Annotated in this window: 20 protein-coding genes; 11 read left to right on the forward strand and 9 right to left on the reverse strand. The window is 60.3% G+C overall.

Features of this window, described 5'->3' with window-relative positions:
* The first annotated feature begins 17 nt into the window (after positions 1-17).
* The 5 genes from fadA (at position 18) to AOA62_RS11355 (ending at position 5,373) form a co-directional block, all read left to right on the forward strand.
* Positions 18-1,193: an acetyl-CoA C-acyltransferase FadA gene (gene fadA / locus AOA62_RS11335; protein ID WP_017137418.1), complete on the forward strand. Its 1,176-nt coding sequence runs from the start codon at positions 18-20 to the stop codon at positions 1,191-1,193.
* A 97-nt stretch (positions 1,194-1,290) separates the two neighbouring features.
* On the forward strand, positions 1,291-1,527 hold the full coding sequence (locus AOA62_RS11340) for a DUF1653 domain-containing protein (RefSeq protein WP_056857286.1): 237 nt from the start codon (positions 1,291-1,293) through the stop codon (positions 1,525-1,527).
* 114 nt (positions 1,528-1,641) lie between these two features.
* Positions 1,642-4,263, forward strand: coding sequence for a type I DNA topoisomerase (gene topA / locus AOA62_RS11345; RefSeq protein WP_099548675.1), 2,622 nt, complete (start codon positions 1,642-1,644; stop codon positions 4,261-4,263).
* Positions 4,264-4,390: 127 nt separating this feature from the next.
* Positions 4,391-4,912 carry a DUF6586 family protein gene (locus AOA62_RS11350; protein ID WP_026013729.1) on the forward strand — a complete coding sequence of 174 codons (522 nt, stop codon included), beginning with the start codon at positions 4,391-4,393 and terminating at the stop codon, positions 4,910-4,912.
* A gap of 227 nt (positions 4,913-5,139) precedes the next feature.
* On the forward strand, positions 5,140-5,373 hold the full coding sequence (locus AOA62_RS11355; RefSeq protein WP_010212068.1) for a hypothetical protein: 234 nt from the start codon (positions 5,140-5,142) through the stop codon (positions 5,371-5,373).
* Positions 5,374-5,624: 251 nt separating this feature from the next.
* On the opposite strand, the gene sulA is transcribed toward AOA62_RS11355, so the two are convergent.
* Complete coding sequence (sulA, locus tag AOA62_RS11360) at positions 5,625-6,098, reverse strand: SOS-induced cell division inhibitor SulA (RefSeq protein WP_017137422.1); 474 nt, start codon at positions 6,096-6,098, stop codon at positions 5,625-5,627.
* Positions 6,099-6,108: 10 nt separating this feature from the next.
* Positions 6,109-6,717 carry a transcriptional repressor LexA gene (gene lexA, locus AOA62_RS11365; protein ID WP_017137423.1) on the reverse strand — a complete coding sequence of 203 codons (609 nt, stop codon included), beginning with the start codon at positions 6,715-6,717 and terminating at the stop codon, positions 6,109-6,111.
* Between the two features lie 263 nt (positions 6,718-6,980).
* Here lexA and AOA62_RS11370 point away from each other — a divergent pair, with 263 nt between their 5' ends.
* Together AOA62_RS11370 and nagZ are read left to right on the forward strand one after the other, a co-directional pair.
* Positions 6,981-7,688, forward strand: coding sequence for a TetR/AcrR family transcriptional regulator (locus tag AOA62_RS11370; RefSeq protein ID WP_017137424.1), 708 nt, complete (start codon positions 6,981-6,983; stop codon positions 7,686-7,688).
* A gap of 134 nt (positions 7,689-7,822) precedes the next feature.
* Positions 7,823-8,833 (forward strand): beta-N-acetylhexosaminidase, encoded by a 1,011-nt coding sequence (nagZ, locus tag AOA62_RS11375; RefSeq protein ID WP_099548676.1) that lies wholly within the window; start codon positions 7,823-7,825, stop codon positions 8,831-8,833.
* A 100-nt stretch (positions 8,834-8,933) separates the two neighbouring features.
* Here nagZ and AOA62_RS11380 read toward each other — a convergent pair whose 3' ends face one another.
* Genes AOA62_RS11380 through mfd form a run of 3 tightly spaced genes read right to left on the reverse strand, consistent with a single transcriptional unit; the run spans position 8,934 to position 15,664 of the window.
* Positions 8,934-11,624 carry a DEAD/DEAH box helicase gene (locus AOA62_RS11380; protein ID WP_099548677.1) on the reverse strand — a complete coding sequence of 897 codons (2,691 nt, stop codon included), beginning with the start codon at positions 11,622-11,624 and terminating at the stop codon, positions 8,934-8,936.
* Between the two features lie 9 nt (positions 11,625-11,633).
* A complete protein-coding gene (locus tag AOA62_RS11385) occupies positions 11,634-12,203 on the reverse strand; it encodes a CsiV family protein (protein WP_017137427.1) in 570 nt (189 codons plus the stop codon).
* 11 nt (positions 12,204-12,214) lie between these two features.
* On the reverse strand, positions 12,215-15,664 hold the full coding sequence (mfd, locus tag AOA62_RS11390; RefSeq protein WP_099548678.1) for a transcription-repair coupling factor: 3,450 nt from the start codon (positions 15,662-15,664) through the stop codon (positions 12,215-12,217).
* A 340-nt stretch (positions 15,665-16,004) separates the two neighbouring features.
* On the opposite strand from mfd, the gene AOA62_RS11395 reads away from it, so the two are divergent.
* Complete coding sequence (locus tag AOA62_RS11395) at positions 16,005-17,468, forward strand: glyceraldehyde-3-phosphate dehydrogenase (protein ID WP_017137429.1); 1,464 nt, start codon at positions 16,005-16,007, stop codon at positions 17,466-17,468.
* Between the two features lie 162 nt (positions 17,469-17,630).
* On the opposite strand, the gene AOA62_RS11400 is transcribed toward AOA62_RS11395, so the two are convergent.
* On the reverse strand, positions 17,631-18,929 hold the full coding sequence (locus tag AOA62_RS11400) for an MFS transporter (protein ID WP_017137430.1): 1,299 nt from the start codon (positions 18,927-18,929) through the stop codon (positions 17,631-17,633).
* Between the two features lie 274 nt (positions 18,930-19,203).
* On the reverse strand, positions 19,204-19,746 hold the full coding sequence (locus tag AOA62_RS11405; protein WP_017137431.1) for a chalcone isomerase family protein: 543 nt from the start codon (positions 19,744-19,746) through the stop codon (positions 19,204-19,206).
* A 235-nt stretch (positions 19,747-19,981) separates the two neighbouring features.
* Here AOA62_RS11405 and sthA point away from each other — a divergent pair, with 235 nt between their 5' ends.
* Positions 19,982-21,376, forward strand: coding sequence for a Si-specific NAD(P)(+) transhydrogenase (gene sthA / locus AOA62_RS11410; RefSeq protein WP_017137432.1), 1,395 nt, complete (start codon positions 19,982-19,984; stop codon positions 21,374-21,376).
* Positions 21,377-21,418: 42 nt separating this feature from the next.
* Here sthA and AOA62_RS11415 read toward each other — a convergent pair whose 3' ends face one another.
* Both AOA62_RS11415 and AOA62_RS11420 read right to left on the reverse strand, forming a co-directional pair.
* A complete protein-coding gene (locus AOA62_RS11415; protein ID WP_017137433.1) occupies positions 21,419-22,141 on the reverse strand; it encodes a glycerophosphodiester phosphodiesterase in 723 nt (240 codons plus the stop codon).
* 44 nt (positions 22,142-22,185) lie between these two features.
* A complete protein-coding gene (locus tag AOA62_RS11420; RefSeq protein ID WP_017137434.1) occupies positions 22,186-22,764 on the reverse strand; it encodes a PilZ domain-containing protein in 579 nt (192 codons plus the stop codon).
* 94 nt (positions 22,765-22,858) lie between these two features.
* Here AOA62_RS11420 and AOA62_RS11425 point away from each other — a divergent pair, with 94 nt between their 5' ends.
* Positions 22,859-24,109, forward strand: a complete 1,251-nt coding sequence (locus AOA62_RS11425; RefSeq protein WP_099548679.1) for a lipoprotein-releasing ABC transporter permease subunit — start codon at positions 22,859-22,861, stop codon at positions 24,107-24,109.
* Between the two features lie 7 nt (positions 24,110-24,116).
* Entirely contained in the window at positions 24,117-24,800 is a 684-nt protein-coding gene (gene lolD / locus AOA62_RS11430) for a lipoprotein-releasing ABC transporter ATP-binding protein LolD (protein WP_020372695.1), read from the forward strand.
* Positions 24,801-24,821: the final 21 nt, after the last annotated feature.

Raw genomic sequence — 24,821 nt, forward strand, 5'->3', positions numbered from 1 at the left:
CTAGAGCGAGAATATTTATGAGCTTGAATCCAAGAGACGTGGTGATTGTCGACTTCGGTCGCACGCCAATGGGCCGCTCCAAGGGCGGCATGCACCGCAACACCCGCGCCGAAGACATGTCGGCGCACCTGATCAGCAAATTGCTGGAGCGTAACGTCAAGGTCGACCCTAACGAAGTCGAAGACGTGATCTGGGGCTGCGTCAACCAGACCCTGGAGCAGGGCTGGAACATCGCGCGCATGGCGTCGTTGATGACCCAGATCCCGCACACCGCAGCTGGCCAGACCGTCAGCCGCCTGTGTGGTTCGTCGATGAGCGCGCTGCACACTGCTGCGCAAGCGATCATGACCGGCAACGGCGATGTGTTCGTGGTCGGCGGCGTGGAGCACATGGGCCACGTCAGCATGATGCACGGCGTCGACCCTAACCCGCACATGTCGCTGTACGCGGCAAAAGCCTCGGGCATGATGGGCCTCACCGCAGAAATGCTCGGCAAAATGCACGGCATTACCCGCGAAGCCCAGGACGCATTCGGCGTGCGCTCCCACCAGTTGGCCCACAAGGCGACCGTGGAAGGCAAGTTCAAGGATGAAATCATCCCGATGAACGGTTACGACGAGAACGGTTTCCTCAAACTGTTCGACTACGACGAAACCATTCGTCCGGATACCACCCTGGAAAGCCTGGCGGCCTTGAAACCCGCCTTCAATCCAAAGGGCGGCACCGTGACAGCCGGTACGTCGTCGCAAATCACCGACGGTGCTTCGTGCATGATCGTGATGTCGGCGCAACGTGCCCAGGACCTGGGCATTCAGCCGATGGCGGTGATCCGTTCGATGGCAGTGGCAGGTGTGGACCCGGCAATCATGGGCTATGGTCCAGTACCGGCCACACAAAAAGCCTTGAAGCGCGCGGGCCTGACCATCTCCGATATCGACTTCTTCGAGCTCAACGAAGCTTTCGCCGCACAGGCCCTGCCAGTGCTGAAAGATTTGAAAGTACTCGACAAGATGAACGAGAAGGTTAACCTGCACGGCGGCGCGATTGCCCTGGGCCACCCATTCGGTTGCTCCGGTGCACGTATCTCCGGCACTTTGCTTAACGTGATGAAGCAAAATGGCGGCAACCTTGGGGTTGCAACCATGTGCATTGGTCTCGGCCAAGGCATTTCCACCGTCTTCGAACGTATCTAAACGTTTCGCTGACGGAAGCCGGGGCCCAGTGCCCCGGTTTTTGTTTTTTGGAATTTTTAATATTTTTTTTCAACAAATTTTGCACGAGGGCCAAAGCATGAAAGTCGAACCAGGGCTCTACCAACATTATAAGGGCCCGCAGTACCGCGTTTTTAATGTGGCGCGGCACTCCGAGACCGAAGAAGAAGTGGTGTTTTACCAAGCACTGTATGGCGATTACGGCTTTTGGGTGCGCCCATTGAGCATGTTCCTTCAGACCGTCGAAGTTGACGGCGAGCAGGTCCCGCGCTTTGCTTTGGTGCAGGTCGAACCCAGTCTTTTTTCAGGGCAATAACGGCAGGCCGCGCAGAATGCTGCGCTTGACCTCACCTTGTTGCCACTATATATAGCGTTGCCGCGACAGGCGCCAACTGCCTTTCACTTCTCGAATTCAGGAATTTTCCGATCCATGGGCAAATCGCTGGTCATTGTGGAATCCCCGGCTAAGGCCAAGACCATCAACAAGTACTTGGGCAACGAGTACGTGGTGAAGTCGAGTATCGGCCATATCCGAGACCTGCCCACCAGCGGTTCGGCTAGCGCCAGCAAGGAGCCTGCCGCCAAGCGCGGCAAGGCCGCTGCGGGCGAAGGTCCGGTGCTCAGCCCTAAAGAGAAAGCGCGCAAGCAGCTGGTCTCACGCATGGGTGTGGACCCGGATCACGGCTGGAAGGCCAAGTACGAAATCCTTCCAGGCAAGGAAAAGGTCATCGAAGAGCTGCGCCGGCTCGCCAAAGATGCCGACACCATCTATCTCGCGACGGACTTGGACCGCGAAGGGGAAGCCATTGCCTGGCACCTGCGCGAAGCCATAGGCGGTGATGACAGCCGCTACAAGCGTGTGGTGTTCAACGAAATCACCAAGAAAGCCATCCAGGAAGCCTTCTCCAAGCCGGGTGAGCTGGATATCGACCGTGTTAACGCCCAGCAGGCGCGTCGTTTCCTCGACCGCGTGGTGGGTTACATGGTCTCGCCACTACTGTGGGCGAAAATCGCCCGTGGCCTGTCCGCCGGCCGTGTGCAATCGGTAGCGGTCAAGCTGGTGGTGGAGCGTGAGCGCGAGATTCGTGCGTTCAACCCCGAAGAATACTGGGAAGTCCACGCTGACCTGGGGACTGCCAAGGGCGCCAACGTGCGCTTTGAAGTGGCCCGTGAGAAAGGCGAGGCCTTCAAGCCGCTGAACGAAGCCCAGGCCATGGCCGCGCTGGAGAAGCTCAAGGCTTCCAGCTATAGCATCGTCAAGCGCGAAGACAAGCCAACCAGCAGCAAGCCGTCGGCGCCGTTCATCACGTCCACCTTGCAACAGGCCGCGAGCAACCGCCTGGGCTTTGGCGTGAAGAAGACCATGATGATGGCCCAGCGCTTGTACGAAGCCGGCTACATCACGTATATGCGTACCGACTCCACCAACCTGTCGCAAGACGCGGTGGCGATGGCGCGCACTTATATTGAAAGCGAGTTCGGCAAGAAGTACCTGCCGGAAAAGCCGAACGTCTACAGCAGCAAGGAAGGCGCACAAGAGGCTCACGAAGCGATTCGTCCTTCCGACGCCAACACCGAGCCAAGCAAGCTGAGCGGCATGGAGCGTGATGCTGAGCGCCTCTACGAGCTGATCTGGCGCCAGTTCCTGGCCTGCCAGATGCTGCCGGCGCAATACCTGTCCACCACCGTCAGCGTGGGCGCAGGCGACTTCGAGCTGCGTGCCAAGGGCCGTATCCTCAAGTTCGACGGCTATACCCGCGTGATGCCGCAAATCGCCAAGCCAGGCGATGACGACGTGCTGCCGGACATGGCCCAGGGCGACACGTTGAAGCTGATCAAGCTCGACCCGTCCCAGCACTTCACCAAGCCGCCGGCGCGTTACTCTGAAGCCAGCCTGGTAAAAGAGATGGAAAAACGCGGTATTGGTCGTCCTTCGACCTATGCGGCAATCATCTCGACCATCCAGGACCGTGGCTACGTAGCGCTGCACAACCGTCGTTTCTACTCGGAAAAGATGGGCGACATCGTCACCGAACGCCTGTCCGAGAGCTTCTCCAACCTCATGGATTACGGCTTCACCGCCGGCATGGAAGAGAACCTCGATGACGTGGCGCAGGGCGAACGCGACTGGAAAAACGTGCTGGATGAGTTCTACGGCGACTTCAAAAAGAAACTCGAAGTAGCCGAAAGCCCTGAAAGCGGCATGCGCGCCAACCAACCGGTGATGACCGACATCCCGTGCCTGACGTGCGGCCGCCCGATGCAGATTCGTACCGCATCCACCGGTGTGTTCCTCGGTTGCTCGGGCTACAGCCTGCCGCCGAAAGAGCGCTGCAAGGCCACCGTTAACCTGGTGCCAGGCGATGAGATTGCCGCCGACGACGAGGGTGAATCCGAGTCGCTGGTACTGCGCGGCAAGCACCGTTGCCCGATCTGCAGCACGGCGATGGACGCCTACCTGCTCGACGAGAAGCATAAGTTGCACATCTGCGGTAACAACCCGGATTGCAATGGCTACGAGATCGAAGAGGGCACCTACCGCATCAAAGGCTACGAAGGTCCGAGCCTGGAATGCGACAAGTGCGGCAGCGAGATGCAGCTCAAGACCGGTCGTTTCGGCAAGTTCTTCGGCTGCACCAACCCGACTTGCAAGAACACGCGCAAACTGCTCAAAAGCGGTGACGCGGCGCCGCCGAAGATGGACCCGGTGAAGATGCCTGAACTCAAGTGCGAGAAGGTCAACGACACCTACATCCTGCGTGACGGCGCTTCGGGTCTGTTCCTGGCGGCCAGCCAGTTCCCGAAAAACCGCGAGACCCGTGCACCCTTGGTGATGGAGATCGTGCCGCACAAGGACGAGATCGATCCGAAGTACCACTTCCTGTGTGAAGCGCCGAAGAAGGATCCCGACGGTCGCCCGTCCGTGATCCGCTACAGCCGCAAAACCAAGGAGCAGTACGTGCAGACCGAAGTGGACGGCAAGCCTACCGGCTGGAAAGCCTTCTACGACGGCGGCAAGTGGAAGGTCGAGGACAAGCGCCAGGGCGCTTGATCGGCTGATCTGCCAGCTACAAAGGCCGCCTGAAAAGGCGGCCTTTTTTTACGCTTGCAGGAAACTTGGCTGATCCGTGACACTGTTCAGCCAGCATCACGCTTATTTCGTTGTGGAGATTGCCGTTATGGCCAACGAACTCTATACCCGTACCAATCAGAAAATTTACTTCGCGGGTTTGTCCCTGGAAGCCCTTGGCCGCGCCGAGGAAGGGAAGGAGATGAATGCCATCGCGCTGGTCCAGGCCGGGCGTGAGGCGGCGTTGTTCCACCTCTATGGCGCTTTGCTGGGCCTGTGCCATGAAATTGCCGGGTTCTACCGCTTGCCCCAGGCGGGCGCACCACGCGCAGAAATGCTCATGAACCGCGAAGTGCTGGACAGCATGGCGATTCCTGAACTGGCCGAACTGGTGGAAATGGCGCAGAGCCCCGACAGTTGGGTTGCTCGATTGCTCAAAGCGCATGCGGATATGTTCCAGCCGCCGCGTGTTCCCCATGTGCCCAAGGGTGATGTGACACAGCCGCTGATCGTGGCCGTTGCGCTGGGAGAGGATGAGCCCAAGCCCTTGAGCCGCGAAGAGCTGGAAAGCTGGCGCCAGGAGCTGAAGAAGATGGCGTTGCGGTTTCGTGAAGGCTTGAACGAGTGTTAAGAGGTTTGCGCTGAACAAAGGTGGGAGCTGGCTTGCCTGCGATAGGCTGGGTCAGCTTGCCGGCCATTTGCTGATGCACCGTAATCGCAGGCAAGCCAGCTCCCACATTGAGAGCAGTCTTGCCGAAGAGCACCATTCATCAAGCCGTTAAGAAACCTGTTCAGATCCTCAGCGAGGCTGGGTGGATGACTGATATAATCCCGGCCTTTCGTGGAGAACAGACTTATATGCCAACGTCCTTTCTGGAAATTGTAGAGTTGCCTGACGGCCGAATCGAGCTGCGCAGGGCCGAGGACGAGGGTTCTCTGGTTATTTTGGATTTTTCCGAAGATGCAAAAGTGTTCCTGCAGGGCCAACATGTAGAAGTGGCAAAAGCCATGTTGAGCGTTGGTGTGCAGATGGCTGGTCGCCTGGCCGAAGGCGAGCCGGAGAAGGAAGATGGGCCGCGGGTGCTTCACTGAGTAGCAATGACGCGCTGTCGGAAGTGTTCTGACGACCGGGCTTCTGTGGCGAGGGAGCTTGCTCCCGCTGGGCTGCGAAGCGGCCCTGAATAGATTTAATGCGCTGTATCAGGTATTCCACGGTGCCTGGTTTTGGGGCTGCTGCGCAGCCCAGCGCGAGCAAGCTCGCTCGCCACAACAAGCTCACCTGCCACAACAGGCTCGCCTGCCATAACAAGCCCATCCATACGGCTGGCCTGCAGCAGATCCCATTACCCCAATCGAATATTCAAACTCTGCGCATCGCCCGTGCGCGCGGCGCTGATCAGCTGCTGCTTGGCTGTTGCATTCAGCGGGTTCAACCAGCTCACCACCGTGTGGCTGCGCCCCAGGCGCAAGGCTTCGCACGTCAGTTGCTGAGCACTTTGCGCACCGCGCGGTTGCAGCAGCAGGATGCGCTCACGGTTGAGGCCGGCGTCCCGCAGCCAGGCCTGGGTCAGGCTGGCGGGTGGGGCAATCAGCGTCAGCCAGCGTGCGTCCAGCTCCTCGCTCAATTCTCGAAGGATCGGCGCCAGCAGGCTCAGGCAGCTCCCGGCAGCACCGCGCAACGACAGTTCACTGAACGCCTCAGGTTCGGAGCCCCAAGGGGCCTCGACCGCTTCCTTGAGAATGGGCGCAAGGGGTTGGGCCATAAAGGCCTCGAACAGCGACAGTTGTGTGTGTTGTGGGGTGTGCACGAGTTGCATGGTGCCTCCTTTAGCGGCGAATAACGCCGACGCTCAAGCCTTCGATCACCAGGTCCTGATCTTTCAGGTTCACTTCAATCGGGGCGAACTCAGGGTTCTCGGCCATAAGCCAGACCTTGCTGCCTTCGCGCTTGAAGCGTTTGACGGTGACTTCGTCGCCGATACGGGCGACGACGATCTGACCATTACGGGCTTCGCGAGTGGTGTGGACAGCCAGCAGGTCACCGTCGAAAATGCCCACGTCCTTCATGCTCATGCCGTGTACGCGCAACAGGTAGTCGGCACGCGGATGGAAGAAAGTCGGGTTGATGTTGCAGGACTCTTCGACGTGCTGCTGCGCCAGGATCGGCGCACCGGCGGCGACGCGACCGATGATCGGCAGGGTCGATTCGTCGGCCTTGGCTTCAAAGCCAGGGATGCGAATACCGCGTGAAGCACCTGGGGTCATCTCGATCGCACCTTTGCGGGCGAGGGCCTTGAGGTGTTCTTCGGCGGCGTTGGGGGACTTGAACCCCAGTTCCAGCGCAATTTCCGCTCGCGTCGGCGGGTAGCCGTTGTCGTCGAGGCAGCGCTTGATAAAAGCCAGAATCTCAGCTTGGCGTGGCGTCAGTTTTAGCATGTTGATCGCTCTGTCTTTTTATACAGTGACTGGGATTATATACAGTGAACTGCGCTTGGCAATCATCCTTTTTTGGCACTCCGCTGGACGGTCGTCTGTCACTCTTCCTGCAAGGCATAGACAGCGCTGCCTACAGGGCGCGAAGGATGTGATTAAATAGCGATGAAATAGATGACTGCCCGGCCGGAAAACGGCCTCGCAGGCTTGACAAGACACACCCTGAAACGTATGTTTCAAACAAGTGTTTGTCAGGCGGAGTAGCCATGGCCCAGTCGGAAACCGTTGAACGCATTCTCGATGCTGCCGAGCAATTGTTCGCGGAAAAAGGATTTGCTGAAACTTCATTGCGGCTGATTACCAGCAAGGCTGGGGTTAACCTCGCCGCTGTGAACTATCATTTCGGCTCGAAAAAAGCCCTGATCCAGGCGGTGTTCTCGCGCTTCCTGGGGCCGTTCTGCGCCAGCCTCGACCGTGAGCTGGAGCGTCGCCAGACCAAGCCCGAAAACAAGCCAAGCCTGGAAGACCTGCTGGAAATCCTGGTTGAGCAAGCCTTGGTGGTTCAACCGCGCAGCGGCAATGACCTGTCGATCTTCATGCGCCTGTTAGGGCTGGCCTTCAGCCAGAGCCAGGGCCACTTGCGCCGTTACCTGGAAGACATGTACGGCAAGGTGTTCCGTCGCTACATGCTGCTGGTCAACGAAGCTGCGCCGCGTATTCCGCCGATCGAACTGTTCTGGCGTGTGCACTTCATGCTCGGCGCTGCCGCGTTCAGCATGTCCGGGATCAAGGCGTTGCGTGCGATTGCCGAGACCGATTTTGGCGTCAACACGTCCATCGAACAAGTGATGCGCCTGATGGTGCCGTTCCTTGCCGCCGGCATGCGTGCCGAAACCGGCGTGACCGATCCGGTCATGGCCGCTGCCCAGTTGCGTGCGCGCAGCAAATCTACGCCGGCCGTCGCCAAGGCGTGATTGCCCCAGGTGTGCGCGGCGGCTAAGCTAGCCGCCATGCCGATTTCAGCTATTTACTCACAACCCGTTGTGCTCGCTGCGCTTATTGCGCCAGGTGAGGGCAACGGGTTGTGTGCGTTATTTAAGGAAAGTTTATGACTGCTGCCCTGCAAGGTTCGTTAATGGTCGATGTGGCCGGTACTTGGCTGACGGCCGAGGATCGCCAGTTGTTGCGCCAGCCTGAAGTGGGCGGGTTGATCATTTTTGCGCGCAATATCGAGCACCCGCGGCAAGTGCGCGAATTGAGTGCGGCCATTCGCGCGGTGCGCCCAGACCTGCTGCTGGCGGTCGATCAGGAAGGCGGGCGTGTGCAGCGCCTGCGCCAGGGCTTTGTGCGTCTGCCGGCCATGCGCCTGCTGGCGGATAAACCCAACGCCGAATACCTGGCCGAGCTGTGCGGCTGGATCATGGCCACTGAAGTGCTGGCGGTCGGCCTCGACCTGAGCTTCGCCCCGGTGCTTGACCTCGACTACCAACGCAGCGCCGTTGTCGGCACCCGTTCCTTCGAAGGCGATCCGGAGCGCGCTGCCGTGCTCGCGGGTGCATTCATTCGCGGCATGAACAGCGCCGGCATGGCGGCCACCGGTAAACACTTCCCGGGCCATGGCTGGGCCGAGGCGGATTCCCACGTCGCGATTCCAAACGACGAGCGCAGCCTGGAACAGATTCGCGCAAATGACCTGGTGCCTTTCGCACGCCTGAGCAAGCAATTGGCGGCGGTGATGCCGGCCCACGTCATTTATCCGCAAGTGGACGCCCAACCCGCCGGTTTCTCGCGTCGCTGGTTGCAGGATATTTTGCGTGGCGAGTTGCAATTTGACGGGGTGATTTTCAGCGATGACCTGTCCATGGCTGGCGCTCATGTGGTCGGTGATGCGGCCAGTCGAATTGAGGCGGCGCTGACGGCCGGTTGTGATATGGGGTTGGTGTGTAATGACCGTGCTGCTGCTGAGCTGGCACTGACTGCGGCGCAGCGCATGAAGGTTACGCCATCGGCGCGGATTGCGCGGATGCGTGGGCAGGCGATTGCCTCTACGGAGTACAAGCAGGATCCGCGTTGGCTGGTGGCGCTTACCGCGTTGCGCGATGCTCAGTTGATCGACTGAACACCGCGTCGCTGCCATCGCAGGCAAGCCAGCTCCCACTCTCGATTTGTGAATACATTCAAGGGTGGGAGCTGGCTTGCCTGCGATAGCGATCTAACCGTCAGCGCTTCTCTTGCTTGTTGGGCAACGGCGCAAACAACGCCTCGATATCCTCATTACCCAACTGCCAATCCCCGGTCGTGCGCCCATCCAGCACGCCTGCTGCCAGATCAGACTTTTCCTTCTGCAGGTGTTGGATCTTCTCCTCCACCGTGCCTCGCGCAATCATCTTGTACACGAACACTGGCTTCTCCTGCCCGATGCGATACGCACGGTCGGTCGCCTGGTTTTCCGTCGCCGGGTTCCACCACGGGTCATAGTGGATCACCGTATCCGCCTCGGTCAGGTTCAAGCCCACGCCGCCGGCCTTCAGGCTGATCAGAAAAATCTGCAGCTTGCCGCTCTGAAAATCCTTCACTGGCGTGCGCCGGTCGCGGGTCTGGCCGGTGAGTAATGCGTAGGGCACGCCGCGTTTTTTCAGCTCGGCTTCGATCAGGCTCAGCATCGAGGTGAACTGCGAGAACAACAATATCCGGCGCCCTTCGGCAAACAGCTCTTCGAGCATCTCCAGCAGGCTGTCGAGTTTGCCCGAGCTGCTGCCACGGGCGGGCAGGGTGGCGTCGTTGACCAGGCGCAGGTCGCAGCACACCTGGCGCAACTTGAGCAGCGCTTCAAGAATGATGATCTGGCTGCGCGCCACGCCCTTGCGGGTGATTTCGTCGCGCACCTTCTTGTCCATGGCCAGGCGCATGGTTTCGTACACGTCGCGCTGGGCCTCATTGAGGTCGACCCAATGGATGATCTCGGTCTTGGGCGGCAGCTCGGTGGCCACCTGCTCTTTGGTGCGGCGCAGCAGGAAAGGTTTTATCCGACCGTTGAGGTGTTGCAAGCGCACCTCACTGGCGCGCTTTTCGATGGGCACGCGGTAATCGCGGTTGAAGCTTTTTACGTCACCCAGCCAGCCCGGCAGCAGAAAGTGGAACAGCGACCACAGCTCGCCCAAGTGGTTTTCCAGCGGCGTGCCGCTCAGGCACAGGCGCTGGCGAGCAGTGAGCTCGCGCGCGGCCTGGGCAGCCTTGCTGTTGGGGTTCTTGATGTATTGGGCTTCATCGAGGATCAGCACATGCAAGGGCAGGGCGGCGAGCGTGTCGATGTCCTTGGGCAGCAGCGCGTAGGTGGTCAGCAGCAGGTCATAGTCCTGCAAATGGGGGAAATGTTTCTTACGGCCAGCGCCGTATAGCGCCTGCACCCGCAGTTGCGGTGTGAAGTGCGCCGCCTCATCCAGCCAGTTGGGAATCAGGCTGGTGGGCATCACCACCATGCACGGTCGGTCGAGGCGTCCGGCGGCCTTTTCGCTGAGAATATGCGCCAGGGTCTGCAGGGTTTTGCCCAGGCCCATGTCATCGGCAAGGATCCCGCCGACATCGAGCTGACGCAGCGACTGCATCCAGCTCAAGCCTTCCAGCTGATACGGGCGCAAGGTCGCGTTCAAGCCCTCGGGCGCCACGCAGGTGAAGTCCTTGATGTCGCGCAGGCGCTGGGCGAAATTGCGGATCTTCTCACCGCCTTCCCATTGCAGCGGCAGGTCTTCCAGCGGGTTCAGGCGAATGGCGTCGGCTTTGGCCAGACGCAAGCTGGTGGTGCCGGTTTCCTGTAGGTAAAACTCGCCAAGGGTTGCCAGCACCGGCTTGAGCCTGCCGTACGGCAAAGCCACTTGCAGCGGGCCGTGGCCGTTGGGCAGGCCGGGAATATTCACCAGGATCAGCTCGTCGTCACGGCGCCGGGCAAGTTTTTCCGGGTTGAGGATTTCGGTATGCGAACGCATCAAGTTGAGCAAAATCGGCAACAGGCTCAGGCGCTCGCCATTGACGATAATCCCCAGCTCCAGGTCGAACCAGTCGCGTTCCGGGCCTTCGTCGACGGTGGCGTACCAGTCATCGACGGTGCTCAAGTCGAAACCGAAATCCTCATCGATCTGCAACTCCCAACCCTCGGCGCGCAAGGTCGGCGAGGCGTTGAGGGTGAAGTTCAACCAGGCGCTGTCATTGACCATTTCGAACAATTCACCGGCACTCTCCGGCAAGGCCTTGCTCTGGCGTGTAGCGATCTTGAAGCCCAGCAGGCGCAGTTGTTCGCGATAGGGTTGCTCCAGTTCCGGATGGCGCTTGATGCGCAGGCTCTGGGTTTCCTGGCGCACGATGATGTCGGCGTTTTTTTGCCCGCTGACATAGTTGCCCAGGTAATTGAACGACAGCGCCGCACGGTGCTGGATATAGCGCTGCATCTTGCCATTACGCGGTTCAAACGCGCTGAACTCCACGCTGGCCAGCCACAGGCGCGGCACTGGCCGCACATCTTCCATCACCACCTGTGGCAGCACCACGCGGTTATCCAGCACGGCCTGGAGTTTTTCCAACAGCTCGGCATCTTGCGCGGCGGCCGGGTAAGCCAGGGTTTCCTGGACCTTGAGCAGCACTGCCGCGATGTGTTTGCAGTTGGTGTGTACCGGGCAGGTGCAGCGGCTGTCCACCAGGATCAGCGTGCCCTTGGCCGATTCGCGCAGTGAGATGGTTTGTCGGTATACATTGCCGCCAGAGCCTTCGCAGCTGGCGATGATGGTGCTGTCGCCGGACTCGACGATGCGCACGCGGTTTTCCAGGGCGTAGCGCCGCCCGCGCTCAAGGCTTTGCTCTTTAAAGCGATTGGCCCACGAAGGGGCCAGGGGTTTGGTCAACGACGACGTCAGGGGCATGGCGCTGGATCAGTCCTGAATGTCGGGCGGTGGCGCACTGGGTGGTTTGGCGGTCAGCGAAGTGATCTTGATCAGCAGCGCCAAGTGGCCGCCATCCAGGTAATTGAGTTGGTTGTTCTTGGTGCGCACGTCTTGCTGGCTCAAGTGTTCGCTGGCAATCACGCTGCCATTGGCGTCGAACTGGTTGATCCAGAAATCCGCGTCGATATCGGTAAAGCGCCCCAGTTGCAGGTTCAGCGTGCCTTCGATGGGGAACTGGCCGAACTGCTCCTGGCCGTCGGTAATGGCCAGCTTCACGGGTTGCTCGCCAAGGTTCTGATCCCAGGCCCGGTGCAGCAATACGGTGTAACTATTGTCCGCACTGAGCTTGTCGACGATGTTGCCCAGCCGCGGTGGGCTTAGCTTGTCGGTCGGCAACCGCGCAGCGCCGGCATCCCAGTTTTCCGGCGCGGCGCGGCTGTTGATCACCGGTTCGGCGTTCTGGCGCACCAGGATCATTTCAACCAGGTACGGGCTGTCGGCAAACGCCGAAGGTGCGACCACCACCAACACTAAGCTCAGAATGCGGAACAGGCGCATGGGGGCGTCCTTCAAGCAGATTTCGGGAGGAGGCGCTCAAACAGCGCCTCCAGGGTATTGAAGCGTTCTTCGGCACGCTCCATCGGCACCATGAATTTGAACAGCGTAGCCCCTTCGAACTTGTAGCGGTTGGGTTGGCCCTGAATCAGTTTGATCAGCACCAATGGGTCCACCGGCGTTTGCGCCTCGAACTCGATGCGCCCACCCTGCGGCCCGGCGTCGACTTTCTTGATGCCCAGCTGTTCGGCCTGCAATTTCAGCAGCGTCAGGCGCACCAGGTTCTTGGTTGGCTCGGGCAGCAGGCCGAAGCGGTCGATCATCTCGACTTGCAAGTCCTTGAGGCCTTCTTCGTCGGTGGCCGAGGCGATGCGCTTGTACAGAATCAGCCGCGCGTGCACGTCGGGCAGGTAGTCCTCGGGAATCAGCGCCGGCAAACGCAGGTTGATTTCCGGGCCGCCGCCCAAGGGTTGGTCGAGGTTCGGTTGTTCGCCCTTGCGGATGGCTTTCACTGCGCGCTCGAGCATCTCCATATACAAGGTGAAACCCACGGCCTGGATCTGTCCGCTCTGGCCGTCGCCGAGCAGTTCGCCGGCGCCACGGATTTCCAGGTCGTTGGTGGCCAGTACAAAACCGGCACCGAGGTCCTGGGTATTGGCGATCGCTTCCAGGCGCTTTTCGGCATCGGAGGTGATCTGTTGGCGCGGCGGAGTCAGCAGGTAGGCATAGGCCTGGTGGTGACTACGGCCCACACGGCCACGCAGCTGGTGCAATTGCGCCAGGCCGAACTTGTCGGCGCGCTCGATGATGATGGTGTTGGCGCTCGGCACGTCGATGCCGGTCTCGATGATGGTCGAGGCAATCAGCACGTTGAAGCGCTTGTGATAGAAGTCGCTCATGACTTGTTCGAGTTCGCGCTCGCGCATCTGCCCGTGGCCGATGGCAATACGGGCTTCCGGCACCAGTTCGGCGAGGTCGGCGGCGCATTTCTCGATGGTCTTCACGTCGTTGTGCAGGTAATACACCTGGCCGCCACGCAGCAATTCGCGCAGCAGTGCTTCCTTGACCGTGCTTTTGTTCTGCTCCATCACAAAGGTGCGCACCGACAACCGGCGCGCCGGCGGCGTGGCAATGATCGACAAGTCGCGCATGCCCGACACGGCCATGTTCAGCGTGCGTGGGATCGGCGTCGCAGTGAGCGTAAGAATGTCGACTTCGCTGCGCAGGGCCTTGAGCTGTTCTTTTTGACGCACACCAAAGCGGTGCTCTTCGTCGATGATCACCAGGCCCAGGTTCTTGATCTTCACATCGTCCGACAGCAGCTTGTGCGTGCCGATCACGATATCGATCTTGCCCTCGGCCAGGTCAGCGACGGCGGCGTTGACTTCCTTGGCGGATTTGAACCGGCTCATCACTTCCACGGTCACCGGCCAGTCGGCAAAGCGATCACGGAAGCTGTTGTAGTGCTGTTGGGCGAGCAGGGTGGTCGGCACCAGAATCGCTACTTGCTTGCCACCGTGCACGGCAATAAACGCCGCGCGCATGGCCACTTCGGTTTTGCCGAAGCCCACGTCGCCGCACACCAGGCGGTCCATCGGCTTGGGCGCCAGCATATCGGCGCGCACCGCTTCGATGGTGGTTTGCTGGTCGGGGGTTTCTTCGAAGGCGAAACCGGCGCTGAAGGTGGCGTAGTCGGCTTTCGGGTCGGCAAACGCATAGCCTTCGCGCGCGGCACGGCGGGCATAAATGTCGAGCAACTCGGCCGCTACGTCGCGCACCTGTTCGGCGGCCTTGCGCTTGGCTTTCTGCCAGGTCTCGGAGCCCAGGCGATGCAACGGCGCCAGCGCGTCGTCGCTGCCGGTATAGCGGGCGATCAGGTGCAGGCTGGCCACCGGCACATAGAGCTTGGCGCCTTCGGCGTATTCCATGGTGAGGAATTCGGCGGCCTGGTTGTCGATCTCCAGGGTCTGCAGGCCCAGGTAACGGCCCACGCCGTGGTCGATATGCACCACCGGCGCGCCTTCGCGCAGCTCGGTGAGGTTCTTGATCACCGCGTCGTTGTTGGCGTCGGCGCGTTTTTCACGGCGCCGGCGCTGCATCACTCGCTGACCGAACAGCGGGCTCTCGGCGATGAGTGCCAGCGCCGGGTCGTCCAGCAACAAGCCTTCGTCCAGCGGCGCAATGGTGATCGCCAGGCGCTCTTTGCCGGCGACGAAATCCGGCCAGCTGTCGACGGTTTTCGGGCGCAGCTTCAGGCGTTCCAGCAATTCCAGCAGCACTTCGCGACGGCCGGCGGATTCGGCGGTAAACAGCACGCGACCAGGGAAGTCGCCAAGGAAATTCGACAGCGCTTCCAGTGGCTGGGTGGCTTTGGCCTGGATCGCCAAGTCCGGCAGCGTGCTCGCCGGGAAACGCTCGCGACCACTGCCGGTGTCCACGTCCTGCTGGCTGGCGACCACGCGCGGCCAGTTTTTCAGGCGGGCGAAGCAGTCTTCCACCGGCAGGAACAGCTCGGCGGGCGGCAATAAAGGTCGCGACGGGTCGACGCGGCGCTCTTCGTAGCGGTTGCGCACGTCGTTCCAGAAGTTTTCCGCCGCCTGCTCGATGCCCGGCAGCGAGAACACTTGGGTGTCTGCGGGCAGGTAATCGAACAGGGTGGAGGTTTCGTCGAAGAACAGCGGCAGGTAGTACTCGATACCGGCCGGTGTAATCCCGCTGCTTAAATCCTGAAAGATCGGGCAGCGGCGGAAGTCGACGTCGAAGCGTTCGCGAAAGCGCGCCTTGAAGCGCGTGACCGCGTCTTTTTGCAGCGGGAATTCGCGCGCCGGCAGCAGCTTGATCGACTCTACTTTGTCGATGGAGCGCTGGTTGTCCGGGTCGAAGGTGCGCAACGTCTCGATTTCGTCATCGAACAGGTCGATGCGGTACGGCAGTTTGCTGCCCATCGGGAACAGGTCGATCAACGCACCACGCACCGCGAATTCGCCGTGTTCGTACACCGTGTCGACGCAGCGGTAGCCGCTGGCTTCCAGGCGCGTGCGCATCTGCTCTACATCGAGTTTCTGGCCGACATCCAGCACCAGACTGCTGCCGAGCAGGAACTTGGTCGGCGCCAGGCGGTGCAGGGCGGTGGTGATCGGCACCACCAGCACGCCGTGCGCCAGTTCCGGCAGGCGGTACAGGCTGGCGATGCGCTGGGAAATGATGTCCTGGTGCGGCGAGAACAGGTCGTAGGGCAGGGTTTCCCAGTCGGGGAAATGCAGCACCGGCAAATCGGGGGCGAAGAAGCTCAGCTCCTGCTCCAGCCGCTCGGCGCTTTGGCTGTCGGCGGTGAGTAGCAGGGTAAAGCGCTTGGCTGCGCTGGCAGCCTCGGCAATGGCCAGGCTCAGGGCGGCACCGGGCAGGTTGCCCCAGTGCTGTTTACCTGCCGCGGCAGGGAGAAGCGGTAGACGCAGAACGGGCACGGAAGGTTGAGCTCCAAGCGTTGCGACAAAGTCGGTAATTGTAGCGGTCCAAGGTGCCGCCTGTCAGTTGCTGACTGAGCCTATTACGGTTTGCAGGAAATGTAGTGGCTAAGACAAACAATGGCGGGTTTTGACTCAATATGTAGTGCTATTTTGCGTGGATGTTTCGGAGGGTTACGGACAAGTCGGCGTTGGCGCTCAACCAGCGGCCTTCTGGAAGCCGCGTATTTACTGGGCTGCAGCGGTGTGTGATTTTTTCGCAAGCACTTTTTGTTGCCTGACGCGCATTGCTCCGAGGCCGGTCGGGCGGCATAATGTAGCCCCTTTTTTCTGCCCCTACATGTGGAAGGTTCCCGTGACTCAGAAGCCCGACCAGTGTCTTGGTGAATGGATCGACCGTGAAGCACTCGCTGAAGCGATGATTCCGCTTATCGGTCAGCTGTACCGCAATAACAATGTGGTGAGCTCGATCTATGGCCGCAGCCTGATCAACCAGTCAGTCATCGCGATTCTCAAAGCCCATCGCTTTGCTCGCCATCGTTCTGCCGACGACAGCGAACTCTCCGTCCACGAAACATTCCCTCTGCTTAAAGCCATGAGCGAGCTCAAGCTCGGCGCGGCTTCGGTAGACCTGGGCAAGTTGGCTTACAAGTTCCGCAAAGAAGGTGCCGGCCGCAGCGCCGAGCAGTTCGTGCGTGAAGAAATGGCCGATGTGGTTGGTCAGCAAAACGCTGCAGCCCGCAAAGGCACCGACGTGGTGTTGTACGGCTTCGGTCGTATCGGCCGCCTGCTGGCGCGCATCCTGATCGAAAAAACCGGTGGCGGCGACGGCCTGCGCCTGCGTGCCATCGTGGTGCGTAAAGGCGCCGAGAACGACCTGACCAAGCGTGCCAGCCTGCTGCGCCGCGACTCGGTACATGGCCCGTTCAACGGCACCATCGTCATCGACGAAGAAAACAACACCATCACCGCCAACGGTAACCTGATCCAGGTGATCTACGCGAAGAACCCGGCCGAGGTGGATTACACCCAATACGGCATCAAGGACGCACTGCTGGTGGACAACACCGGTGTATGGCGTGATGCCGAAGGCCTGGGCCAGCACCTGGCCTGCCCAGGTATCGACCGCGTTGTACTGACTGCGCCTGGCAAGGGCAAGCTCAAGAACATCGTGCACGGTATCAACCACGGCGAAATCACCGCTGACGACAAGATCGTGTCCGCTGCTTCCTGCACCACCAACGCCATCGTGCCGGTGCTGAAGGCTGTGAATGACAAGTTCGGCATCGTGAATGGTCACGTTGAAACGGTTCACTCGTACACCAACGACCAGAACCTGATCGACAACTTCCACAAAGGCGATCGCCGTGGCCGTAGCGCCGCGTTGAACATGGTGATCACCGAGACCGGTGCTGCCACCGCTGCTGCCAAGGCCCTGCCTGAGCTGGCCGGCAAGCTGACCGGTAACGCGATCCGCGTACCGACGCCGAACGTGTCGATGGCCATTCTCAACCTGAACCTTGAGAAAGCCGCCACCCGCGAAGAGATGAACGAGTACCTGCGCTACATGGCGCTGCACTCCGACCTGCATAAGCAGATCGACTTCGTTAACTCGCAGGAAGTGGTGTCCACCGACTTCGTGGGCTCGCGTCACGCCGGTGTGGTCGACGCTGAAGCGACCATTACCCAGGACAACCGCGTTGTGCTGTACGTGTGGTACGACAACGAGTTCGGCTACAGCTGCCAGGTGGTTCGAGTGATGGAAGACATGGCCGGGGTTAACCCGCCAGCATTCCCGCGCTAAGCCTTTGCGGTAAATGAAAAAGCCCCGACTGGTTCGGGGCTTTTTTGTGGCTGTTGGTTTTGTGGTGAATATCAGGGCCTCATCGCAGGCAAGCCAGCTCCCACATTTCGACTTGTGAACACCGTCAAATGTGGGAGCTGGCTTGCCTGCGATAGCGGTCTATCAGGCGCCGCCAACCACCGAAGCCTGCGCCGTCCGCAGTTCATGCCGATTGCCTTTAAACAGCACCAACGTCGCAATCAGCCCCAACACCGCCGCACCACTGAGCCAAATCCCTGGCGCCGCCTTGTTATCCAGTACATGGATCAGGTAAGTACAGGCCGCCGGCGTAAACCCACCAAAGGTCGCCGTTGCCAGGCTATAAGCCAGCGAGAATCCAGTGGTGCGCACTTCAATCGGCATGATCTCGGTAAGCGCCACCACCATCGCCCCGTTGTACGAGCCATACAGGAACGACAACCACAACAGCACGATCAGCAGATGGCTGAAACTCGGATTCGCCACCAGCCACGACAGCGCCGGATACGCTGTGAGAATTGCCAGAATCGTCGCACCCAGCAGCAAGGGTTTGCGCCCGATCTTGTCGGACACCGCGCCCATCACCGGCAGCCAGATAAAGTTGGAGATGCCCACGCACACCGTCACCAGCAATGCGTCGAAGTCAGACAGGTGCAGTTCGGCCTTGCCGAAGGTCGGGGTGTAAGCGGTAATGAGGTAGAACGACACGGTGGTCATCACCACCAGCGCCATGCCGGCGATGACGATGCCAAAGTTCTGGCCGATCGAACGCACGATTTCCTGCAGGGTAGGGCGGTGTTTACGTGCCTGGAACTCTGGGGTTTCCTCCAGCGAACGGCGAATCACGAAGATCACCGGCACGATCAGGCAGCCGATCAGGAACGGCACGCGCCAGCCCCAGTCGCCCATCTCTTCCGGGCTGAGCCAGTGGTTGAGGCCCACGCCGAGCAAACCGGCGAACACCACCGCAGCCTGCTGGCTGGCGGACTGCCAGCTGACGAAAAAGCCCTTGCGGCCCGGTGTGGCGATTTCTGCCAGGTACACCGACACACCGCCCAGCTCGACGCCGGCAGAGAAACCCTGAAGCAGTCGACCGAACAGCACGATCAGCGGCGCGGCCACACCCAATGTGGCGTAGCCGGGCACGCAGGCAATCAGGATGGTGCCGGCGGCCATCAAGGCCAGCGTGATGACCAGGCCCTTTTTGCGGCCGTGGCGGTCGATATAGGCGCCAAGGAAGATTGCGCCCAGTGGCCGCATCAGGAAACCGGCGCCGAAGGTCGCAAGCGATAGCATCAACGAGGCAAACGCGCTGTCGCTGGGAAAGAAGGTCTTGGCAATGGCCGTGGCATAGAAGCCATAGACCATGAAGTCGAACATCTCGAGGAAGTTGCCGCTGACAACGCGAAAAATCGCTTTGCCTTTGCCCGTGGTAGTGGACATGTCATGCACTCATGTTGGCTGTCTTATTAGTGATCCCTGGTCATCATTCGTCCTTGCTGTAGTTTTGTAACCATATGTGTATTGGCCATTACCGGCAATAAAAATTGATAGCAAGCATGACTAAATGCGCAGTTGTCGAGGGCGATGAAAATCAAATGTGGGAGCTGGCTTGCCTGCGATAGCGGTGTGTCAGTCCGCAAATGAGTGGCTGACCCACCGCTATCGCAGGCAAGCCAGCTCCCACAGGGTTCTTTGGGGTTTTTGGGGGCGTTGGTTAGTTCAGGAGGGCGTTGCGCAGGCTGTCCGACAGGCCTTTCGGCGCGAGCCAGATACCGAGGTAGGCCTTTGCCAATTCATCATCGCGACTGCTGAACACCACTTGCTCATTGATCTCCAGGCTCAGCCCACGCCCAGGACGAAAATCCAGGGCGTAACGGTCACCGCTGCGAATGTTGCGGAAACTGGCGTGCAGTTGGTCCAGCTCGGGCTTCAGGCGGGCGAGGGTTGCGGCGGATTGCTGGCGTTCAAGGGTAGCCGTAGCGGCCTTGATCACATCATTGCGGTCGATGTCGCGAAAGTAATACAGCGCCAGGCGCACATCCTTTTGCTGGTTCCAAGCCTGTCTGGCGTTGACGTCTGCCGGGGCATACAGCGCTGCCGCGTACACATCCGCCCAGAGATACACCAGCACCGCCTGGTTTTTCAGCGCCAGCTCATGCGTTTGCGCAGCAAAACCGGCTTGCTTAAGCCGACTCGCTTCACTGGCGTGCGCTGTCAGCGAAAAAATCATCATTAAACAGAAAACCACATGCCGCATAATGGCCCCGCCTGCGAAGGTGCGTGTCAGCAGTGTAATGCCAGTTTGCAGTTCCTGTAGTAAAGGCAAGACTGGCCTACGACGCGACCAAGGGTTAATGTGCGCGGCGTTGAGCCTTATATAGACTGTGCCCCGGCTCACACACTTGAGCCAAAAATTTCCTTCATGCCCGCTGGCCGCGGCATGATTTAGCCAGGCGTCCAACCGTACGCCTGGCCTGTTCTGAGGAGTACGCATGGCTGTCTACAACTACGACGTGGTGGTACTGGGTTCCGGCCCGGCTGGAGAAGGTGCGGCAATGAACGCCGCCAAAGCGGGGCGCAAGGTGGCGATGGTCGATAGCCGTCGCCAGGTCGGCGGTAACTGCACCCACCTGGGTACCATCCCGTCCAAGGCCTTGCGTCACTCGGTGCGCCAGATCATGCAGTTCAACACCAACCCGATGTTCCGGGCCATTGGTGAGCCGCGCTGGTTCTCGTTCCCGGACGTGCTTAAAAGCGCCGAGAAAGTCATCTCCAAGCAAGTTGCGTCTCGCACGGGTTACTACGCCCGTAACCGCGTCGACCTGTTTTTTGGCACCGGCAGTTTCGCCGACGAGCAAACCGTCGAAGTGGTCTGCGCCAATGGCGTGGTCGAGAAGCTGGTGGCCAAGCACATCATCATCGCCACCGGTTCGCGCCCGTATCGCCCAGCCGATATCGATTTCCACCACCCGCGTATCTACGATAGCGACACCATCCTGAGCCTGGGCCACACCCCGCGCAAACTGATCATCTATGGCGCCGGCGTTATCGGCTGTGAATACGCCTCGATCTTCAGTGGCCTGGGTGTGTTGGTGGAGCTGGTCGACAACCGCGACCAGTTGCTGAGCTTCCTCGACTCGGAAATCTCCCAGGCGTTGAGCTACCACTTCAGCAACAACAACATCACCGTGCGCCACAACGAAGAGTACGAGCGGGTCGAAGGCCTGGATAACGGGGTGATTTTGCACCTCAAGTCCGGCAAGAAGATCAAGGCCGACGCCTTGCTGTGGTGCAACGGCCGTACCGGCAACACCGACAAGCTGGGCATGGAAAACATCGGGGTCAAGGTCAACAGCCGTGGCCAGATCGAAGTGGATGAGAATTACCGCACCTGCGTACCGAACATCTACGGTGCCGGTGACGTGATCGGCTGGCCGAGCCTGGCCAGTGCTGCGCATGACCAGGGCCGTTCGGCCGCTGGCAGCATCGTCGACAATGGCAGCTGGCGTTATGTGAACGACGTGCCGACCGGGATCTACACGATTCCCGAGATCAGCTCGATCGGCAAGAACGAACACGAACTGACCAAGGCCAAGGTGCCTTATGAAGTCGGCAAGGCATTCTTCAAGAGCATGGCGCGTGCGCAGATCGCCGGTGAGCCGCAAGGCATGCTGAAGATCCTGTTCCACCGTGAAACCCTTGAGGTTCTCGGCGTGCATTGCTTCGGCTACCAGGCCTCGGAGATCGTGCACATCGGCCAGGCGATCATGAGCCAACCGGGTGAGCAAAATACCCTCAAGTATTTTGTAAACACCACGTTCAACTACCCGACCATGGCCGAAGCCTATCGGGTAGCGGCCTACGACGGCCTCAACCGGCTTTTTTGAGCGGCTCCGGCCGGTGGCCTGAGCCGGCCGGGGAGACCGATTTCAGTAATTCTCGAGGGTGGCAGTGGCCAAACCGGGAAAGTCTGTAATCAGGCTATCTACGCCGAAGTCGGCGAGCCTGCGCATCAGCGCAGGTTCGTTGACCGTCCACACGGACACGTGCAAACCCTGACGCTGGGCTTTTTCCAGGCGCTCGGGGGTGCACAACGTCCAGTTCAACGCCAAGTACTCACAGCCGTAGTTCTGCGCGACCTTCAACGGGTCGAGCCAGGCGTATTCGGCCACCAGGCCGCGTGACAGGTCCGGGGTGAGCTCCACCGCTGCTTTCAATACTTCCCGAGAACTTGAGGTCACGGTGACCTTGTCCATCAGGCCATGCCGCACGGCCATCTCGCGGATCGCCAGCACAGTGGTCGCGGCGCGGGTGCGCGAGGCACTTTTGACTTCCAGCTGCCAGTGATCGAAGTCGCACTGTTCGAACAGTTCTTCCAGGCGGGGAATCGGGCACGGTTTGACCCAGCCTGGGCCACCTTTGCGCGCGTCCATCTTTACCAGGTCGGCGGCTGAATATTCGACGACCTTGCCGCGCCGGTCGGCGGTGCGCTTGAGGGTCGGGTCGTGGATCACCATCAACTCGCCGTCCATGGACAGGTGCAAGTCCAGTTCGCAACGGCGTACACCGTGCTTGAGGCACTCCTGAAAGCTGGTCAGGGTGTTTTCCGGTGCTTCGCCTTTGGCACCGCGGTGGCCGTAAATCAGGGTCACAGTTGCTCCTTTGCGCCAGATAGGCTGGCGTGTTCAATACGTATTCAGAGGTCGTCGCTTTGTTCCCGGGCCAGACGGCGTTCCTGTGCCTGTTTCTGCAGGATATAGCGCGCCAGCAACTGGCGTTGGGCGTCGGTCATGGATTCGAACTCCGTGCCCACGTCAAAACCATCGCCTTTGGGCTCGCAATGCGTCACGCGTGCGCGCAGCAGCAGGCCGAGCGCCTGGGGCATCAGCACCAGCTTGACCGCCAGGTGCGCGCCGGGCGCCAGCGGCGTGGGGTACTGGAAGTCGATGCCGCCTTCGGAGATGATCACCGGCTGCGGTGCGCCGACTTCGTCCAACAGACCACGGGCCATGATCTGGCTGAGCAGGTCCACGCGTTTGTTCTGGACTTTGAGAAAGGCCGCCAGGCTGCGATCTTTCTCGCTGATCTGGCGCAGCAGGTGCTGGGCTTCGAATTCGCTGAGGTGCAGTTCGCTGAGCAGATTGAACAGCGGGGAATCATCCAGCAACACTTCCTTGCTCGCGGCTTCCGGGGCAGACAGTGTGCTGATTTGAAGTGCGATCATGTCGTCGATACGGTAGTATTCGCGGCGTTCTTCTTCATCTAATGTCGACATGGCGAACCCCAGGTAACGGTAATGGTCAGAGTGTAAAGCTGCTTACCAGACCCCGCCACCGGGACGTCTTCTTTTCCTCCGAACAAGCCCCGACATGTTCAGACCTCTCTTCGTATTTATCGGCACGCGTTATACCCGTGCAAAGCGCCGCAATCATTTTGTGTCGTTCATTTCCCTGACCTCGATGATCGGGCTCGCCTTGGGCGTGGTCGTGATGATCGTGGTGCTGTCGGTGATGAACGGCTTCGATCATGAGATGCGCACCCGCGTGCTGGGCATGGTGCCCCACGCGACCATCGAGTCCGATGAACCCATCAACGACTGGCAAAGCCTGGCCTCCAAGGTCAAGCAGAACCCCAAGGTGGTGGCCGTTGCGCCGTTTACCCAGATGCAGGGGCTGCTGACCAACGACGGCAAGGTGCAGAAGATCCTGCTCAATGGCGTTGACCCGGCCCAGGAACGTAACGTGTCGATCATCGACAAGTTCATGTTGCAGGGCAAACTCGACGACTTGGCACCCGGCAGCTTCGGCATCGTGATCGGCGACAAGGCGGCGGCCAAGCTCGGCGTGGGCATCGGCGACAAGCTGACCTTCGTCGCGCCGGAAGTCACCGTGACCCCGGCCGGCATGTTCCCGCGCATGAAGCGCTTTACCGTGGTCGGCACCTTCCACGTCGGCGCCGGCGAAATCGACGGCTACCTGGGCCTCACCAACCTCACCGACCTGGCGCGCCTGCATCGCTGGCAGCCGGATCAGGTGCAGGGCCTGCGCCTCAAGTTCAACGACCTGTTCGATGCACCGCGCGGCGCGTGGGAAATCGCCCAGCACTTGGGCGACTCGCAGTATTACGCCCGCGACTGGACCCGCACCCACGGCAACCTCTACCAGGCCATCCGCATGGAAAAAGCCATGATTGGCCTGCTGTTGCTGCTGATCGTCGCCGTGGCTGCGTTCAACATCATCTCCACGCTGGTGATGGTGGTGAACGACAAGAAGGGCGATATCGCCATCCTGCGTACCCTTGGCGCCACGCCGGGCCAGATCATGGCGATCTTCATGGTGCAGGGCACCGTGATCGGTGTGGTCGGCACCTTGATCGGTACCGCCGTCGGCATTCTGGCCGCGCTGAACGTCAGCGCCGCCATTGCCGCGCTGGAAAAAGTCATCGGCCACAAGTTTCTCAACGCTGACGTCTACTTCATCGACTACTTGCCGTCCCAGGTTCAGGCCCAGGACGTGTTGATGGTGGGCGGCGCGGCGTTGCTATTGAGTTTCCTTGCCACCCTGTATCCAGCCTGGCGCGCGGCACGCACCCAGCCAGCACAGGCCTTACGTTATGAGTGAATCGGGCATGAGTGAAAAAGCTATCTTGAGCTGCCGCAACCTGGGCAAATCCTACGAGGAAGGCCCGGAGTCGGTAGTGGTGTTGTCCAACCTGCAGCTGGAACTGCACCCGGGCGAGCGCGTGGCGATCGTCGGCAGTTCCGGTTCCGGCAAAAGTACCTTGCTCAACCTGTTGGGCGGCCTGGATACGCCTTCCGAGGGCAGCGTGTGGCTGGCCGGCGAAGAACTCTCGGCACTCGGTGAAAAAGCCCGTGGCCAACTGCGCAACCGTTCGCTCGGTTTTGTGTACCAGTTCCACCACCTGCTGCCGGAATTCACCGCACTGGAAAACGTGTGCATGCCGCTGCTGATCGGCAAGACCGCGATCCCCGAAGCCCGCCAGCGCGCCAAGGCGTTGCTGGAGCGCGTCGGCCTTGGCCATCGCCTGGAGCACAAACCGGCGGAGCTGTCCGGCGGCGAGCGCCAGCGTGTGGCCATCGCCCGTGCCCTGGTGAACAACCCAGGCCTGGTGATGCTTGACGAGCCGACCGGCAACCTCGACTCGCATACCGCGCAAGGCATCAAGGACTTGATGCTGGAACTGAGCACCCAGATGCGCACCGCGTTCCTGGTGGTCACCCATGACATGAGCATGGCCCGCCAGATGGACCGCGTGTTGCACCTGCAGGAAGGTCATCTGGTCGCCATCTGACCCGTTTCAAGCCTGGCTTTT

Source organism: Pseudomonas sp. 2995-3 (genome assembly GCF_002742565.1).
In the GTDB taxonomy this organism is placed as follows: Bacteria; Pseudomonadota; Gammaproteobacteria; order Pseudomonadales; family Pseudomonadaceae; genus Aquipseudomonas; species Aquipseudomonas edaphica.

What these genes read in the sequence shown, in the direction of transcription:
- fadA (WP_017137418.1), top strand. Translation starts at nt 18, where the DNA reads ATGAGCTTGAATCCAAGAGACGTGGTGATTGTCGACTTCGGTCGCACG.
- AOA62_RS11340 (WP_056857286.1), top strand. Translation starts at nt 1,291, where the DNA reads ATGAAAGTCGAACCAGGGCTCTACCAACATTATAAGGGCCCGCAGTAC.
- topA (WP_099548675.1), top strand. Translation starts at nt 1,642, where the DNA reads ATGGGCAAATCGCTGGTCATTGTGGAATCCCCGGCTAAGGCCAAGACC.
- AOA62_RS11350 (WP_026013729.1), top strand. Translation starts at nt 4,391, where the DNA reads ATGGCCAACGAACTCTATACCCGTACCAATCAGAAAATTTACTTCGCG.
- AOA62_RS11355 (WP_010212068.1), top strand. Translation starts at nt 5,140, where the DNA reads ATGCCAACGTCCTTTCTGGAAATTGTAGAGTTGCCTGACGGCCGAATC.
- sulA (WP_017137422.1), bottom strand. Translation starts at nt 6,098, where the DNA reads ATGCAACTCGTGCACACCCCACAACACACACAACTGTCGCTGTTCGAG.
- lexA (WP_017137423.1), bottom strand. Translation starts at nt 6,717, where the DNA reads ATGCTAAAACTGACGCCACGCCAAGCTGAGATTCTGGCTTTTATCAAG.
- AOA62_RS11370 (WP_017137424.1), top strand. Translation starts at nt 6,981, where the DNA reads ATGGCCCAGTCGGAAACCGTTGAACGCATTCTCGATGCTGCCGAGCAA.
- nagZ (WP_099548676.1), top strand. Translation starts at nt 7,823, where the DNA reads ATGACTGCTGCCCTGCAAGGTTCGTTAATGGTCGATGTGGCCGGTACT.
- AOA62_RS11380 (WP_099548677.1), bottom strand. Translation starts at nt 11,624, where the DNA reads ATGCCCCTGACGTCGTCGTTGACCAAACCCCTGGCCCCTTCGTGGGCC.
- AOA62_RS11385 (WP_017137427.1), bottom strand. Translation starts at nt 12,203, where the DNA reads ATGCGCCTGTTCCGCATTCTGAGCTTAGTGTTGGTGGTGGTCGCACCT.
- AOA62_RS11395 (WP_017137429.1), top strand. Translation starts at nt 16,005, where the DNA reads ATGTGGAAGGTTCCCGTGACTCAGAAGCCCGACCAGTGTCTTGGTGAA.
- AOA62_RS11400 (WP_017137430.1), bottom strand. Translation starts at nt 18,929, where the DNA reads ATGTCCACTACCACGGGCAAAGGCAAAGCGATTTTTCGCGTTGTCAGC.
- AOA62_RS11405 (WP_017137431.1), bottom strand. Translation starts at nt 19,746, where the DNA reads ATGCGGCATGTGGTTTTCTGTTTAATGATGATTTTTTCGCTGACAGCG.
- sthA (WP_017137432.1), top strand. Translation starts at nt 19,982, where the DNA reads ATGGCTGTCTACAACTACGACGTGGTGGTACTGGGTTCCGGCCCGGCT.
- AOA62_RS11420 (WP_017137434.1), bottom strand. Translation starts at nt 22,764, where the DNA reads ATGTCGACATTAGATGAAGAAGAACGCCGCGAATACTACCGTATCGAC.
- AOA62_RS11425 (WP_099548679.1), top strand. Translation starts at nt 22,859, where the DNA reads ATGTTCAGACCTCTCTTCGTATTTATCGGCACGCGTTATACCCGTGCA.
- lolD (WP_020372695.1), top strand. Translation starts at nt 24,117, where the DNA reads ATGAGTGAAAAAGCTATCTTGAGCTGCCGCAACCTGGGCAAATCCTAC.